Annotated in this window: 16 protein-coding genes; 5 read left to right on the forward strand and 11 right to left on the reverse strand. The window is 69.5% G+C overall.

The window, feature by feature from the left end:
• Nucleotides 1-3 precede the first annotated feature (3 nt).
• Nucleotides 4-1,233 (forward strand): cytochrome P450, encoded by a 1,230-nt coding sequence (locus AB0B45_RS18175; RefSeq protein WP_358131785.1) that lies wholly within the window; start codon nt 4-6, stop codon nt 1,231-1,233.
• On the opposite strand, the gene AB0B45_RS18180 is transcribed toward AB0B45_RS18175, so the two are convergent.
• From AB0B45_RS18180 to AB0B45_RS18200, 5 genes are all read right to left on the reverse strand, one after another.
• Nucleotides 1,215-2,621, reverse strand: a complete 1,407-nt coding sequence (locus AB0B45_RS18180; protein WP_358131787.1) for an MFS transporter — start codon at nt 2,619-2,621, stop codon at nt 1,215-1,217. The genes AB0B45_RS18175 and AB0B45_RS18180 overlap by 19 nt on opposite strands.
• A gap of 313 nt (nt 2,622-2,934) precedes the next feature.
• Nucleotides 2,935-3,534: a TetR/AcrR family transcriptional regulator gene (locus AB0B45_RS18185; protein WP_358131789.1), complete on the reverse strand. Its 600-nt coding sequence runs from the start codon at nt 3,532-3,534 to the stop codon at nt 2,935-2,937.
• A gap of 9 nt (nt 3,535-3,543) precedes the next feature.
• The gene (locus tag AB0B45_RS18190) at nt 3,544-4,182 is read right to left on the reverse strand and encodes a biliverdin-producing heme oxygenase (RefSeq protein ID WP_358131791.1); all 639 of its coding nucleotides are present in this window, start codon (nt 4,180-4,182) and stop codon (nt 3,544-3,546) included.
• A 9-nt stretch (nt 4,183-4,191) separates the two neighbouring features.
• The gene (locus AB0B45_RS18195) at nt 4,192-5,262 is read right to left on the reverse strand and encodes an acyltransferase (RefSeq protein WP_358131793.1); all 1,071 of its coding nucleotides are present in this window, start codon (nt 5,260-5,262) and stop codon (nt 4,192-4,194) included.
• A 53-nt stretch (nt 5,263-5,315) separates the two neighbouring features.
• A complete protein-coding gene (locus AB0B45_RS18200) occupies nt 5,316-6,044 on the reverse strand; it encodes an alpha/beta hydrolase (RefSeq protein WP_358131795.1) in 729 nt (242 codons plus the stop codon).
• Nucleotides 6,045-6,249: 205 nt separating this feature from the next.
• Here AB0B45_RS18200 and AB0B45_RS18205 point away from each other — a divergent pair, with 205 nt between their 5' ends.
• Together AB0B45_RS18205 and AB0B45_RS18210 are read left to right on the forward strand one after the other, a co-directional pair.
• Complete coding sequence (locus AB0B45_RS18205) at nt 6,250-6,501, forward strand: type II toxin-antitoxin system Phd/YefM family antitoxin (protein WP_138717203.1); 252 nt, start codon at nt 6,250-6,252, stop codon at nt 6,499-6,501.
• Nucleotides 6,501-6,923, forward strand: a complete 423-nt coding sequence (locus AB0B45_RS18210) for a type II toxin-antitoxin system VapC family toxin (RefSeq protein ID WP_358131797.1) — start codon at nt 6,501-6,503, stop codon at nt 6,921-6,923. Before AB0B45_RS18205 ends, AB0B45_RS18210 begins: the two co-directional genes overlap by 1 nt.
• 26 nt (nt 6,924-6,949) lie before the next feature.
• Here AB0B45_RS18210 and AB0B45_RS18215 read toward each other — a convergent pair whose 3' ends face one another.
• The 6 genes from AB0B45_RS18215 to AB0B45_RS18240 form a co-directional block, all read right to left on the reverse strand.
• Nucleotides 6,950-7,231 (reverse strand): hypothetical protein, encoded by a 282-nt coding sequence (locus AB0B45_RS18215; protein ID WP_358131799.1) that lies wholly within the window; start codon nt 7,229-7,231, stop codon nt 6,950-6,952.
• A 22-nt stretch (nt 7,232-7,253) separates the two neighbouring features.
• Nucleotides 7,254-7,643, reverse strand: a complete 390-nt coding sequence (locus tag AB0B45_RS18220) for a hypothetical protein (protein ID WP_358131801.1) — start codon at nt 7,641-7,643, stop codon at nt 7,254-7,256.
• A gap of 210 nt (nt 7,644-7,853) precedes the next feature.
• The gene (locus AB0B45_RS18225; RefSeq protein ID WP_358131803.1) at nt 7,854-8,438 is read right to left on the reverse strand and encodes a hypothetical protein; all 585 of its coding nucleotides are present in this window, start codon (nt 8,436-8,438) and stop codon (nt 7,854-7,856) included.
• A complete protein-coding gene (locus tag AB0B45_RS18230) occupies nt 8,438-9,577 on the reverse strand; it encodes a sensor histidine kinase (protein ID WP_358131804.1) in 1,140 nt (379 codons plus the stop codon). The genes AB0B45_RS18225 and AB0B45_RS18230 overlap by 1 nt, the downstream gene beginning before the upstream one ends.
• Nucleotides 9,570-10,223, reverse strand: a complete 654-nt coding sequence (locus AB0B45_RS18235; RefSeq protein WP_358131806.1) for a response regulator transcription factor — start codon at nt 10,221-10,223, stop codon at nt 9,570-9,572. The genes AB0B45_RS18230 and AB0B45_RS18235 overlap by 8 nt, the downstream gene beginning before the upstream one ends.
• Nucleotides 10,220-11,443, reverse strand: coding sequence for a sensor histidine kinase (locus tag AB0B45_RS18240; protein ID WP_358131808.1), 1,224 nt, complete (start codon nt 11,441-11,443; stop codon nt 10,220-10,222). Before AB0B45_RS18240 ends, AB0B45_RS18235 begins: the two co-directional genes overlap by 4 nt.
• A 169-nt stretch (nt 11,444-11,612) precedes the next feature.
• Here AB0B45_RS18240 and lon point away from each other — a divergent pair, with 169 nt between their 5' ends.
• Both lon and AB0B45_RS18250 read left to right on the forward strand, forming a co-directional pair.
• A complete protein-coding gene (lon, locus tag AB0B45_RS18245) occupies nt 11,613-13,973 on the forward strand; it encodes an endopeptidase La (protein WP_358131810.1) in 2,361 nt (786 codons plus the stop codon).
• 120 nt (nt 13,974-14,093) lie between these two features.
• On the forward strand, nt 14,094-15,236 hold the full coding sequence (locus AB0B45_RS18250) for a Fic family protein (RefSeq protein WP_358131811.1): 1,143 nt from the start codon (nt 14,094-14,096) through the stop codon (nt 15,234-15,236).
• Nucleotides 15,237-15,346 lie beyond the last annotated feature (110 nt).

The following is a 15,346-nucleotide window of genomic DNA, read 5'->3' on the forward strand; positions in this document are numbered from 1 at the left end:
CGGGTGGACATCGACCTCGCGGACCTGGACTTCTGGCGTAAACCGCTGAAGGAGCGGCAGGAGGCGTTCGCCAGGCTCCGCGGGCTGGAGCGCCCGGTCTTCTTCCCCGAGAAGAAGGTGCCGCTGCTGCGTTCGGGCACCGGGTTCTACGCCCTCGTCAGGCACGCCGACGTCGTCGAGGCCAGCCGTAACGCCAAGGTCTTCTCCAGCGAGCCCGCCGTCACCAACCCCGAGCCGCCCGGCTGGGTCAAGCACGTGTTCGGCGAGTCGATGGTCAACATGGACGACCCTCGCCACGCCAGGCTCAGGCGCATCGTCTCGCGCGCCTTCAGTCCCAAGATGCTGCAGAACCTGCAGGCCGACATCGAGAAGGCGTGCGAGCGGATCGTCGACGACCTGATCGCCGCGGGTCCCGGCGACTTTGTCACGCAGGTCGCCGCCCGGCTGCCCATCCACGTCATCTGCGACATGATGGGCATCCCCGAGGAGTTCAGGGCGAAGGTCCACGAGCACGTCGACGCCTCGACCGCCTACAGCGGCGTACGGCCGAGCGTGCTGCAGAGCGCCCGCCTGGCGGGCAAGAACGTGGTGGCGCTGCTGGCCCTGCAGCGCATGGTCATCAAGCTCGGCCACCAGCGCGTCGCCGACCCTGGCAAGGACCTGGTGTCGGCGTTGGTCACGGCCAACCCCGACGGGGAGAGGCTGACCGACAAGGAGCTTGGCTCGTTCTTCGCGCTGCTGCTGGTGGCGGGCAACGAGACGGCGCGCAACACGATGGCCCACGGCATCAAGCTGCTCACCGACCACCCCGACCAGCGCGAGCTGCTGATGGGCGACTTCGACCGGCACGTCAACGGCGCGATCGAGGAGATGGTCAGGCACGTCTCGCCGATCATCCAGTTCCGCAGGACCGTCACCGAGGACTACTCGCTGCGCGGCCTCGAGCTGAAGAAGGGCGACAGGGTCGTCCTGTTCTACGGCTCGGCCAACCGCGACGAGGAGGTCTTCCCCGACGCCGACGCCTTCGACATCACCCGCGACACCAAGCCGCACGTCGGCTTCGGCGGCCCTGGACCGCACTTCTGCCTCGGGGCCAACCTGGCCAGGCAGGAGATGCGGACGATGTTCCGCGAGCTGCTGACCAGGTTGCCCGGCATCAGGTCCGTGGGCGAACCCGAGCTGCTGGTGTCCAACTTCGACAACAGCGTGCGCAGTCAGTCCTTCACGTTCTGAGGGCGCTGCGGGCTCGGCGGGGCCAGCACGTTCGTCCTGATCGTGAGGAAGGTGATCAGCGCGGCGACGGCCATCATGCCCGCGCTGATCAGCATCGCCCTGGTGAACCCCGCCGCGTACCGCTCGGGGTCGCTGAGCGCGTCGCCCGTCAGGCCGACGAACGGCGGGATCGCCGCCACCGCCAGCAGGCTGCCGGTCCTGGCCAGGGCGTTGTTGATGCCGCTGGCCGTGCCGGCGTAGCGGTCGTCGGCGGTGGCCAGCACGGTCGCGGTCAGCGGCGCGACCGCCGCCGACAGGCCCAGGCCGAAGACCGAGACGGCGGGCAGCACGTGCAGCCAGTAGCTGGAGTCCTTGCCGATCGTGCTCATCAGCAGGAAACCGGCTCCCGCCACGAGAATGCCGATCGACATCGGCAGTCGCGGGCCGTACCTCTTGGCCACCTCTCCCGCCTGGGCCGACAGCAGCAGCATGAAGATGGTCACCGGCAGCAGCGCCGAGCCCGCGGCGATCGCCGTGAAGCCCGCGACCGTCATCAGCTGCAGGGTGAGCAGGAAGAAGACCACGCCCATCGCCGCGTACATGATCAGCGTGACCACGTTCACGGCGCTGAACACGGCGTTCTTGAACAGGCCCATCGGCACCAGCGCGTCAGGCGACCTGCGGATCTCCCACGCCACGAACACCACACCGAGTACCAGGCCCGCGACCAGTGGCACCAGCTGGCCACTCTCGGTCAGCCCGTAGGTGATGCCCGCCAGGGCCAGCGCCGCCAGCACCGAGCCGGCGATGTCGAACCTGCCGACGGCCTGCTCGTCCTTCGTCTCGGGGACGTGCTTGAGCGTGATGAGGACGACGAGCGCGGCGAACGGCAGGTTGACCAGGAACGCCCAGCGCCAGCCCGCGTGCTCCACCAGCCAGCCGCCCAGCAGCGGGCCGATCGCGGCGGCCACGCCGCCCAGCCCCGACCACGCTCCGACCGCCCTCGGCCGGTCCTCGCGGGCGAAGCTCGCCTGGATGATCGCCAGCGAGCCCGGCGTGAGCAGCGCGCCGCCGATGCCCTGCAGGGCGCGGGACAGGACCAGCATCTCGATGTTGAGGGCGAGCCCGCACAGCGCGGAGGCCAGCGCGAACCACACGGTGCCGATGAGGAAGATCTTGCGGCGGCCGTAGCGGTCGCCGAGCGAGCCGCCGAGCAGGATCAGGCCCGCGAGCGTGAGGGTGTAGGCGTTGATCGTCCACTGGAGGCCGGCCATGTCCGCCTTCAGCTCGGCCCGCAGCGCTGGTAGCGCGACGTTGACGATCGTGCTGTCGAGCATGGCCAGGCCTGAGCCGAGTACGGTCGCTGTCAGGATCCATTTGCCCCGGGCGGATTTGAGCTGGACGTCCATGACGACAATCTTGTCGTAGGTCGCAGACCAGCCTGGACCGCCCCCTCCACGGGGGCCTCGGGTCTGGCTTCCGCTCATACGCCGACGTGGATGCGGCCGGCCCACAGGCTGGAGTTTTCCGGGAGGTCGGCGGCCAGGGCCAGCGCGGCGCTCCTGAGCGCCTCCGGGACCACGGACAGGTCGGGATCGGACGGCAGGAGACTCCGGTAGACCTTGGTGGCGACATCGAAGGCGGTGTGGTCGGCGACGGGCCCTCGTGCGCGGCCCCGCGCTGTCCGGGCGGTCCCGTGCTGTCCGGGTGGGACCGGGGCGGTCAGGAGGTGGCGTTCAAGGCGCGGAGGACGAAGCCCGACACGAGCTCCTCGGCCGACTCCACGCTCACCCGTCCGCTGATCAAGGGTTCCCGCTCGGCGCCGATCACCGCGAGGATCATGCGGGCCGTCGCCGCCACGTCCTGCACCTGGAAGCCGCCCGACGCCGCCCCGCTGTCCAGGATCTCCACCAGGATCCGGTGCATCGGCGCCACGTGGTCGGCCAGCTGCTGGTAGGCGTCGGGCCCGAGGGTTGCGCTCAACCCCGCCGCTCCCGGATGAGGGTGTGCGAGCAGCCCCGCCAGTTGCAACCGCACGAACGCCCGCAGCCGCTCGGCCGGGGTGGCCGAGGGAGGCAGCTCCGTGGTGTAGGCCTCGATGAAGTAGTGCGTCACCCGCTCGGTGAACGCCAGCAGCAGCGCCGCCTTGTCCGGATAGTAGTTGTAGAGCACGGTGCGGGTGATGCCCGCCTCGTGCGCCACGTCCGTCATCGAGATCGCGTCGATGCCCTGGACGCGCGACAGCCGCGAGACCGCCTGCAGGATCCGGTCCTGCGTCTGGGCGCGGTGCTCGCCGATCGTGGCGGCGGAGATCCTGGGCATGAGCACATGTTAGGCCGCGGACCTGACCGCGTGCAGCAGCTCCGCCAGCACCTCGGTGTTGAGCTGGTACGCCAGGCGCACCTCGCGGATGATCCGCTGCTGCTCGGCCTCGTCGACGGGAAGGGCGTCGAGCCTGGCGCGGTAGTCGTTCTTGAAGCGGGGCAGCGAGCCGACCTCGTCGAAGACGTAGAAGTCGACGCCGCCGCCCTTGCCGTACCCGTAGATCTTCTGCAGCTCCATCCTGATGAACTGGCCGCCGGACAGGTCGCCCATGTAGCGCGTGTAGTGGTGGGCGATGTAGCCGCCCGGCCAGTCGGAGACCTGCTCGATGCGGGCCACCAGCGTCCTGGTCGCCTTGGATGGCTCGATGCGCTCGCGCCAGGCGGGGCCGTAGATGGTGGCCAGGTCGCGTTCGAGCGCCGCTTCGCGGTAAAGAGAGGGGAAGACGAACGGCCCTGCCACCGGGTGGTCGGCCAGGCGTTTGGAGACGCCGTCGAGGGCAAGGTACGCGTAGTAGTGCTGGACGACCATCTCGCCGTACTCCTCGGCGCTGAGCCGCCCCGCCATCAGTTCCTTGAGGTAGCTCTCGTCCTCGGCCGACTCGTGGTCGCCCCAGGTGGCCTCGCGCAGCGTCTCGGAGAAGGTCATGACACAGTGTCACCAAAATCGGCGGCCCGCGTCAAGCTGATGACGACACCATGTCATAAAAACTAGGACAAGGGCGACGACGGGCAGCCACGCCAGCCGTTCGAGCACCCACGAGGGCGCGTCCGGCCTGCCGTACAGGCCGAAGGTGACCACGGTCAGCACCAGCGCCGTCTGATGCCACAGGAAGATCGGCATGGCCCCCACGTTGGCCATGGCGACCGGCGCCCACAGCCGTGGCCTGCGCATCAGCCGGCCGAGCGGCTCATGCAGGAGCAGCGCGAGGCCTGACTGTGCGAGGCCGAAGCAGACCGCGGCCAGCGTCGGCGGGCTGAGGTTGGAGACCGTCTGCCCCGTGATGCCGATCATGGCCGCCGGGTACCCGCCCCACGCCACCAGCGCGAGGGCCGCCGCACCGCCGCCTGCCAGCAGCCACGGCCCGGTCCTGCGCGGGCTCAGGCCGCCGCGCGCCCACAGGACGCCCAGCAGGTACGGCACCAGCCACGCCGCCGCGAGGTTCACCCAGCCCACCACGCCGGGAACGCCGAACCCGAACCGCAGCAGGTCCACGACCGCCACGACCGCGACCGCCGCTCCGACCGCCACCGGCCCCGCCTTGACCAGCCACGGCGTGAGCGCCGTCAGCACCGCGAACACCCCGAGGAACCACAGCGGGCCGAGCGCGGGCTTGGCCAGCGCGTACACCGACTCGATCGGCTGGCCGTTCAGCACCGACACCAGCACGCCGAGGACCGCCCACGCCAGCAGCAGCGGCACCACGGGCATCGCCAGGCGGCCCAGTCGCTTCACGACCCACGACCGGTACGGCTCCCGCACGCCCCGCGCTGCCGCGTAGCCGCCGACGAGGAAGAACACGGCCAGCGTCTGGAGCACCCACGAGACGGGCGACAGTTGCGGCATGTACGCCAGCGGAGAGGAGATGACCACGCGCGGGCTCCGCTCCCACGCGGTGACCAGCCAATGTCCGAGCACGACGCCCACGATCGCCGCCGCCCGCAGCGCGTCGACGCCCCTGTCGCGCCCAACGGGAGTGGCGGCCTCGATCCTCCGCACGTCAAGCACGGCCGACCTCCGCGCCCCGGCCCGTCGGGGTGGTGACTTGGATCCTTCGCAGGTCAAGCACGGGCGACCTCCCCGCCCCGGCCGAGCGCGATGAGGGCGAGGTTGCGCAGGGAGGCGGTGCCGGAGTCGAAGTAGTCGCTGTGCCCGCCGGGCCCTGTCGCGAAGATCCGGGCACCGAAAGCGTGGTCCATCGGGTCCCTTCCGAACCCGACGGGGCCGATCTTCAGGTGCGGCACGTTCGCGATCAAGTCGCTCGCGCCTCGTCCGGCCCAGACGCGCGGTCCGACGGCCGAGGCCGTACGGGCGCCGCCCATCCCGGGGCTGCCGAAGACGGCGAGGTCGGCGACGGGCAGTCCCGGCACGGCACGGGCGCACACGACCGAGCCATAGCTGTGGCACAGCAGCGAGACCGGCACCTTCGGCATGCTCAGCACCTGCGCGCGCAACGCCCGCGCCCCGCCCTCCGCCGCCACGTCCGTCAGGGCGGAGAGGCTCCACATGGGCGGGCTGTCGTAGCCTAGCCACGCGACGACCGCAAGCCTCGTGCCCGGTTCGATCCTGCGCGCCTCCGCCAGCAGCGCCCTGGCCGCTCCGCCCGGCCGGTGGGTCCCGCTCTCGAAGGTGGCGGCGGTTGTGTCGGAGCCCGGCACGATCACCGCGATCCGGTCGGCGGTGGCGAGATCGCCGTACACCTTGACGAGCCGTTCGCCGGGGGAGACGGGCATGGCGAACGCGGCGACGCCGAGCAGCAGCGCCCCACCTGCGAGAAATTTCCTGACCATGGGGCCGAAGGTAGGAATCACGGCCCTTAGCGGTCGTCGCCCCTCGGCATGATCTTCGCAGGTCCCTCTCAGGTACTAACGCGCGCAGCGGGCCGACGCTCTACCTCAGCAGCCTGAGGGTCGGTACAACCTCCAAGACGCTGTAGCTGTGTGTGATCTTGTATTGGCCTAGTCTCAATCTAGACGGACTAGACAGGAGGCTCCTGTGGGTGGATGGCAGGTTCAGGAGGCGAAGCAACGCTTCAGCGAGGTCGTGCGGCGGGCGGTCAGTGAAGGTCCTCAAGTGGTCACGCGGCACGGCGAGGAAGTGGCCGTAGTGATCGACATCGCTGAGTATCGCCGTCTCAAAGGTGACGCTCCGGATTTCGGGCGGTTCCTTCTCGCTGACCCCGACTGGGACGACGATATCGAGTTCCCGCGGAACCGGGACCTCCCCCGAGAGGTGGATTTCGACTGATGGGCGTTGGCTACCTGCTCGATACGAACGTGGTCTCCGAGGTTCGGAAACGAAACGGAAGCTCTTACGTCAGGGACTGGATAGGTGAGGCTCACGGGCCCACGCTCTACCTCAGCAGCCTGACGGTCGGTGAGATCCGCAGCGGAGTCGAACTCCGCCGACGCAGGGATCCAGCGCAGGCGACGGTTCTGGAACGCTGGCTTCACGGGCTTCACCGGCAGTTCGGTGACCGCATCATTCCCATCACCTCGGAGATCGCGGAAGAGTGGGGACGCCTCAACGCCATCCGCCCGCTACCGACGATGGACGGTCTGATCGCCGCGACGGCCAGGGTGAACGGGTGGACGCTGGTGAGCAGGAACGTCAAAGACTTCGAGGGGACAGGCGTGTCCGTGGTCAATCCCTTCGAGCCGCCGCACTGACGGCGGCAGCGTGGCTGGCCGGGAGATCAAGCTCGCGTGTAGCGGTGCTTGGCGCCCGGCGGAAAGTAGTCGGGATCGCCCGTCTCGCGCAGGCGGATGACCGGCGGCCGCCTCTCCGCGGGAACGTAGGCGGCGAACTCGCTGTTGAGGCGGAGCAACTGGCTGAGGATCGCCTCCCCGACGGCCCGCGCCGTCTCCTCGGAGGGACGCAACCCCTGGGCCAGCTCGACCGCCACGGTCAGCCGCCGGTCGCGCTGGTCGTCCTCGACCACCTCCGGCACGAACTTGCCCGTGACCATCCTGCTCACCACCGAGCGGCGTGTGCAGCCTCTACTGGCAGTTCTCGCGATCCTGGGCCTCGTGCAGGAACTCTTGCAAAGGAACCACCGCATCAACAGTGACTTGCCTGCTCTCGTCATACCTCTGAACGAGTACCTCCCCGGGCTTGAGTTCGCTTGCATCGTCGGCCTGGAAGCTCACGTGGCTGGTGGAGCTGGTGCTGTCGCTCGTCGCGCCGTAAACCGTGTACGTGATCGCCGGATCCGGCATCAATGGTTTGGGGGTTGCCGCCCATTCGCCCGAGGGCGCATCGATCCGAAACGATGCACTCTGACCGGGCAGCGCATCGGTGCTGTATCTGGCATCCCTGATGTTTGGGTCATCTGCCGTTCCAGCAGCGGAGTTCGTGTCAGAAGCGAGAGGGTCGTGATAAATGATCACCGTGTCCGGACCTCGACCGCACCAGGCAAGGACCACAGTGAGGTGCCCCGCCTCATCGACGCTGATGCCAGTAGCACCGTTGCTGGGCACGACACAGCCCGCGAGTCCAGTTAAGAGCACGCCCACAATTGGTACCCACATCCATCTACGCACGTCCTGACACTACGGCGGCCGACGATCTTTTGAGGATCACGATCAGAACTCGTAATGTCACCGACTGAAGGTCGTTAGGCACGGCACGCGAGCTGGGACTGGCGATCTCAGGGCCTTGATTCCCCGACCAACTCGCGGGGAGCGACCGCCGTCAGCGCCACGGCGGTAGCCAGCATGGCGAGAGAGGGGTGTCCGTCCGGATATCAGGCGGACCAAGTACCACCGTGCCCGGTGGCAGCCAGGTGGCGCAGGCAGGCGAGGGTGAACAGGCCGCCGACCCAGCCAGGTGCCGAGCGCGAAGCACACGACGGCGAGCGTGCGCTTGCCGCGCGCGTCGAAGGCGTCCCTGAAGATCTCCTCGAACCTGGCGGAGACGGCCCGCTCGTCCTCGGCCGACCTGGGCCAGAAGGACGGGGTGCCGGTGGATCCGGAGGAGACGGCGATCATGTCGCCGATGGTCCCGTCACGGCAGAGGTCGGGCAGCGGATGGCGGCGGGTGTAGGTGTCCTTGGTGGTCATCGGCAACCGCGAGAAGCCCCGCAAGTTCGTGACCTGGGCCGGGTCGATCGCGTGCGCGGCCAGGAACGCGCGGTAGGCGGGAACCGTCGCCGCCGTCCGCCGGAAGAGCTCCACCGGGTCCATCAGCCGATGGTACGGCCCAGCGGCAGCCTCGCCCGCACCTCGAAGCCGCCCTCTTCCCGCGGCCCCGCCTCCAGTGATCCGCCCAGCAGCTCGGCCCGCTCGCGCATGCCGGTGATGCCGTGCCCTCCCCCGCTCACAGGGACGGCCCGTCGCGGGGGCCGGTTGCTGACCAGGATCAGCAGATCGGCGTCGTCCTGGCGGAGATCGACGATGACCGCGGCGCCTGGCGCGTGCCGCATCGCGTTGCTCAGCGACTCCTGCAGGATGCGGTAGGCCGTCTCGCCGACCGCCATGGGGACCGCGCCGAGCTCGCGGGTCACGATCACCGCGTGGCCGGCCGCGCGGACCGTCTCGGCCAGTTCGTCGACGCGATCGAGGCCCGGCGCGGGAGACTGGCGCAGGGTGCCGACGATCTGCCGCATCTCGGACATCGCCTCCAGCGAGATCGCCCGTACCTCGGCCAGGCCGGTGTCGAGGGCGACGGGGTCGCCGCCGGAGCGCAGCCGGACCGCCTCCGACTGGATGGCGATGGCCGACATGTGGTGGGCGACGACGTCGTGCAGCTCGCGCGCGATCCGCAGCCGCTCCTCCGCCACCGCCTGCACGGCGAGCGTCTGCTCGGCCTGCGCCGTCAGCTTGGACTGGGTGCGGCGGCGCGCCCTGACCACCTGCCCGAGCACCAGCACGACCGGCAGGAGCAGCACCTCGATGCCGAAAGGCTGCGGCTTGAAGCCGATCTCGACCAGCGTGGGGACGAGCCACACTGCGACGGCGCCCACGACGTTGACGCGCGTAGCGACCGTGTAGGCGCACAGCACGACCGCGAGCCCGCCGATCGCGAGCCCGCCGATCGAGGTCAGGTGGTAGACGGGGTAGGGGTTCCACACCATCACGACGGTCGCCAGCACCAGCGACATGAGCGGCGCGGGTCTGCGCAGCGCGACCGGCGCCGATGTGACGGCCGCCACCAGCGTGAGCATCCCGTCGTCCGTCGGCAGCTCGAGGTCACCTGGCGCGAACCGGACGTGCGCCGTGCTGGAGGCCAGGCCGTCGGAGGTCAGCCAGAACAGCGCCAGCGCGACCGCCACGTCGATGAGCAGCAGCGCCCTTGGCGACATGGACCACCGGGAGTCACTCACGAGGGCGGACCAGCCCGGTCTCGTAGGCGTAGACGATCGCCTGGGCCCTGTCGCGCAGGTCGAGCTTGGTCAGCACCCTGCCCACGTGCGTCTTCACCGTCTGCTCGGCCACCACGAGCCGGTCGGCGATCTCCTGGTTGGACAGGCCCTGCGCGATCAGCGTCAGCACCTCGGTCTCGCGCTCGGTCAGCTCCGCCAGCCGCTTCACCGACGGCGCCCGAGGACCGCCGAGCCTGGCGAACTCGTGGATCAGCCGTTTGGTGACCGTCGGCGCGATCAGCGCCTCGCCCGCCGCGACCACCCGCACCGCCTCGGCCAGCTGCGCGGCGGAGGCGTCCTTCAGCAGGAATCCGCTGGCCCCGGCCCGCAACGCCTCGTAGACGTAGTCGTCGAGGTCGAAGGTCGTCAGGATCAGCACCTTGGTCTCACCGGCGGCCATGAGCCGCCGCGTGGCCTCCAGTCCGTCCATCACCGGCATTCTCACGTCCATGAGCACGACGTCGGGCTTCAGCTCCGCCGCCCGCTCGATCGCCTCCAGGCCGTTGGCGGCCTCGCCCACCACCTCGATGTCGGGCTGGCTGCTGAGGAACACCGTGAAGCCCGTGCGGACCATGCCCTGGTCGTCGGCGATCAGCACCCGGATCACGACGGCTGCTCCAGCGGCAGCGTGGCCTTCACCTCGAACCCGCCCCCTTCCATGGGACCCGCCTCCAGAGATCCGCCCAGCAGGGTCGCCCGCTCCCGCATGCCCATCAGCCCGTGGCCCGCGCCTGGCGCCTCTCCCGGCCTGCGCGATGCGCCGTTGACGACGCGGACGCGCAGGTCTCCGGCCCAGATGAGCTCCACCGCGACGGCCGATCCAGGCGCGTGCCGCATGGCGTTGCTGAGCGATTCTTGCACGATCCGATAGGCCGAGACAGCCACGGCCGTGGGCACCTTCTCCAGCTCGCCCGAGCGTTTGACCAGCACCGTGAGGCCCGCCGACCGGGCGTTGCCGACCAGCTCGTCCAGCCGGTCGAGGCCCGGCGGCGGCGTGGTGTCCGCGCGCCCCTCGTGGTCGCGCAGCACGCCGAGAACCTGCCGCAACTCCTTGATCGCCTCCAGCGACAGCCCGCGGATCTGCGCGAGCCCCTCCTCCAGACGCGCGGCGTCCCCCTTGGCCGTCATCGGTACGGCTTCCGCCTGGATCGCGATGACCGACAGGTGATGGGCCACCACGTCGTGCAGCTCCCTGGCGATCCGCGCCCTCTCGGCCATGACGGACCGTTCACTCACCGCCGCGTCCCTGCTCGCGGTGGCCCTGCGCCGTACCCGGACGTTGTAGCCGAACAGCACGATCACGGTCATGGCGACCGAGGACAGCGCCATCGTGTTCGGGTCGATGATCCAGACGGTCAGCACCGAGGCCAGCCACACCACGACCGTGATGCGCCTGTCGCACCTGGCGGCGACGGAATACAGCATCAGCAGGTACATCACGATGGCCGGACCCAGGTAGGGCGGCTGCATGTCGGTGACCTGCTGGACGACTCTGAGCGAGAGCGGTAGGAGCACCAGAGCGAGCCGCCACGCCGCCAGCGGCCAGCGGTCGCGCAGGGCCACCGGCAGTGAGAAGGCGACGCCGGCCAGGTAGACCATCCAGATCGGCTGCCGCGAGGTGGGGGTCAGCTCCATGAGCGTGGTGTGGAACAGGGCCGCCGCCACAAGGAGGTCGGCCACCTGCACCACGTCGTAGTGGTCGAGGGGCGCCAGCAGCCGCAGTGGCCGGGGGACGCTGCGGTGCAGGCGAGGCGAGCGGGGCGGCGGCGGATCGGCCTCGCCACGGAAGAACGCGAGCCAGAACGGCTGGACGACGGCCGAGATCACGTCACCAGCCTAAGGGGCCCTGACCAGGCACGCGTCACCCCTAGGGGTGATCCCTCCCAGGTACTACTTACACAATTACGATCGCTGTGAGCGAACATCGGCAAGGAAGGGAACAACGTCTGGCTCCGATGAATTGAGTGTGTATAACTCAACCCCCATTGGAGTTCAGATGAGTGAGAGCTTGATCCTCCCGGTCCTGCCGCTCGACGACGAGGTGGTCCTGCCGGGCATGGTGGTCCCTCTGGACCTGTCCGACTCGGAGGTCCGGGCTGCGATCGACGCGGCTCAGGCTTCTGGTCTCAACAAGCCGCGTGTCCTCCTCGTTCCCAGGATCGACGGCCGCTACGGAGCTGTCGGTGTGCAGGCCGTGGTCGAGCAGGTCGGCAGGCTCCCCGGAGGCGAGCCCGCCGCGGTCGTGCGCGGCGTCAACAGGGCCCGCGTGGGCAAGGGGACGACCGGCCCCGGCGCGGCTCTCTGGGTGGAGGTCCACACCGTCGACCCCGTGCACATCGGGGAGCGGGCGCAGGAGCTGGCCAAGGAGTACAAGGCGCTGGCCACCACGATCCTGCAGAAGCGTGGCGCGTGGCAGGTGGTCGACCAGGTCAACCAGATCGACGACCCCTCCGTCCTGGCCGACAGCTCCGGCTACACGCCGTGGCTGAGCACCGCGCAGAAGGTCGAGCTGCTGGAGGCCCCCGACCCCGCCGACCGGCTGGCCAAGCTGGTGGAGTGGTCGCGCGAGCACCTGGCCGAGCTCGACGTCGCCGAGACGATCCGCAAGGACGTCCAGGAGGGCATGGAGAAGCAGCAACGCGAGTTCCTGCTCCGCCAGCAGCTGGCGGCCGTGCGCAAGGAGCTGAAGGAGCTCAACGGCGACACCGCCGAGACGGAGGAGGAGGACTACCGCGCCCGCGTGGAAGCGGCCGACCTCCCCGAGAAGGTGCGCGAGGCGGCGCTCAAGGAGGTCGACAAGCTGGAGCGGACCTCCGACCAGTCGCCCGAGACCGGCTGGATCCGCACCTGGCTCGACACCGTCCTCGACATCCCGTGGAACGAGACGAGCGACGACAACTACGACATCACTGGCGCCCGTGAGGTGCTCGACGCCGACCACACCGGTCTCGAGGACGTCAAGGACCGCATCATCGAGTACCTGGCCGTGCGTAAGCGGCGCCAGGACAAGGGCCTCGGCGTGGTGGGCGGCCGCCGCAGCGGCGCCGTCCTCGCCCTCGCCGGTCCTCCCGGAGTGGGCAAGACGTCGCTGGGCGAGTCCGTCGCCCGCGCCATGGGCAGGAAGTTCGTCCGCGTCGCCCTCGGCGGCGTGCGCGACGAGGCCGAGATCCGCGGCCACCGGCGCACCTACGTCGGCGCGCTGCCCGGCCGTATCGTCCGCGCCATCCGCGAGGCCGGCTCGATGAACCCCGTCGTCCTGCTCGACGAGATCGACAAGGTCGGCGCCGACTACCGGGGCGACCCGACGGCCGCCCTGCTGGAGGTGCTCGACCCGGCGCAGAACCACACCTTCCGTGACCACTACCTGGAGGTCGAGCTCGACCTGTCGGACGTGCTCTTCCTCGCGACGGCCAACGTCCTCGAGGCCATTCCCGGGCCGCTGCTCGACCGCATGGAGGTCGTCACGCTCGACGGCTACACCGAGGACGAGAAGGTGGCCATCGCCCGCGACCACCTGCTGCCCAAGCAGCTGGAGCTGGCGGGGCTGACGGCCGAGGAGGTCACGGTGGAGGAGGCGGCGCTGCGCAAGCTGGCCGCCGAGTACACCCGCGAGGCCGGCGTGCGCTCCCTGGAGCGCTCGATCGCCAGGATCCTGCGCAAGGTCACGGCCAAGGACGAGCTCCCCACCACCGTGGGCGAGGACACTCTGGTCGACTACCTCGGCAGGCCGCGCTTCGTTCCGGAGGCCTCGCTTCCCGAGTCCAAGCAGCGCACCTCGGTGCCCGGCGTGGCCACGGGCCTGGCCGTCACCGGCGCGGGCGGCGACGTCCTCTACGTCGAGGCGTCGCTGGCCGACCCCGAGACCGGCGAGACCGGGCTGACCCTGACCGGACAGCTGGGCGAGGTGATGAAGGAGTCGGCGCGGATCGCGCTGTCCTACCTGCGCTCGCACGGCGCGGAGCTGGAGCTGCCGGTCACCGCGCTGAAGGACCGGTCGGTGCACGTGCACTTCCCCGCCGGCGCCGTCCCCAAGGACGGGCCCTCGGCGGGCGTCACGCTCACCACGGCGCTGGCCTCGCTGCTGTCGGGACGACTCGTCCGCAACGACGTGGCGATGACCGGTGAGATCTCCCTCACCGGACGGGTGCTGCCCATCGGCGGCGTCAAGCAGAAGCTGCTGGCGGCGCACAGGGCGGGCATCACCACCGTCCTCATCCCCGCCCGCAACGAGCCCGACCTGGACGACCTGCCCAAGGAGGTCCGCGACGAGCTGACCATCCACGCCGTCAGCGACGTGCGTGAGGTGCTCGACATCGCCCTCACCCCGGCCAAGGTGGCCCAGACCACCGCGGCCTGACTCCGACCCGAAGCCGCCCCGCCGTCTCGTACCGGGGCGGCTTCGCCATGTCCGCCGGACAATAATGGACGAATCATCTATTCGCTTGAATGAATGATTTGCTCATGCTGTCATGGGGTCATGCTCTACGAACTTCCCGCGTTGGCTGCGCAGGACGAGAAGGTCCTGGCCGAGATCGAGGACATGCGGCGCGACCTGAAGTACCGCCTCGCCGTCACTCATCGGTGGGACGGGCAACTGCGCAGGCAACTGCAGGCGCGGGCCATCCAGGGGTCCAACTCGATCGAGGGGTACCGGGCCAGCGTCGAGGACATCGAGTCCATCATGGCGGGGGAGGAGCCGCTGGAGACGTCGGGCTCGGTGGCCCGTGAGATCGCCGGATATCAGCAGGCGCTCACCTACATCCAGCTGCTGTCGAAGGCGCCCGCGTTCCGTTTCGACGCCGGGGTTCTCAACGCGCTCAACTTCATGATGATCGGCCACCACCATGCCAAGGCTCCCGGCGTCATCAGGCCTGGGGGTATCTACGTGCGCAACTCCGACACCGGTGAAGTCGTCTATGAAGGGCCCGACGCCGAGCAGGTGCCGGAGCTGCTCCAGGGCCTCGTGGAATGGCTCGACCACGGCGACCTGGACGCGCCGAGCTACGTCAGGGCGGCGATGGCGCATCTCAACCTGGTCAAGATCCATCCGTGGCGGGACGGGAACGGCCGGATGTCGCGTGCGCTGCAGACGCTGGTGCTGGGGCGTGACCGGATCACCACGCCCGAGTTCTGCTCCATCGAGGAGTGGCTGGGCAAGCAGAGAAGCACCGTCGAGTATTACGACGTGCTGGGCGAGGTGGGGCGGCGACGATGGAGTCCGCACGGCCACACGCTGCCTTGGGTGCGCTTCTGCCTGCGTGCTCACCATCTGCAGGCGCAGGAGGTGCGGAGGCGGTTGTCGGAGGCGGGGGAGATCTGGATGCTGCTGGAGGAGCAGGTCGACGCCGACGGGCTCAACGCCAGGTGCGTGTCCGCCCTCTACGAGGTGTTCGTGAACCGGCGCCTGCGCCGCAGCCGCTACCAGGCCGACGAAACGCTCAGCCAGGGGCAGGCGGCCCGCGACCTGCGGGATCTGGCCGCGAAGGGGTGGCTCAAGCCGTACGGGGAGACAAAGGGGCGTTTCTACGCTCCTGGCGCGCGCATGGCGCGCATCAAGGCGGACTTCGCCGACCGGATGACCCCGCTCGAGGATCCGTACCGGCGGGCCGGCAGGGCCTGAAGGGCCACGGTCGCCCGCCGAACAGGGCTGGGGTGAGCCACCTCACATCGGCGGCAGGGAATAGGCCCGCGTCAAGGGATCGTTGGCAACAGCGTGAACGAGATGCGAAT

This window comes from Nonomuraea sp. NPDC049152, assembly GCF_040648355.1.
GTDB lineage: Bacteria > Actinomycetota > Actinomycetes > Streptosporangiales > Streptosporangiaceae > Nonomuraea.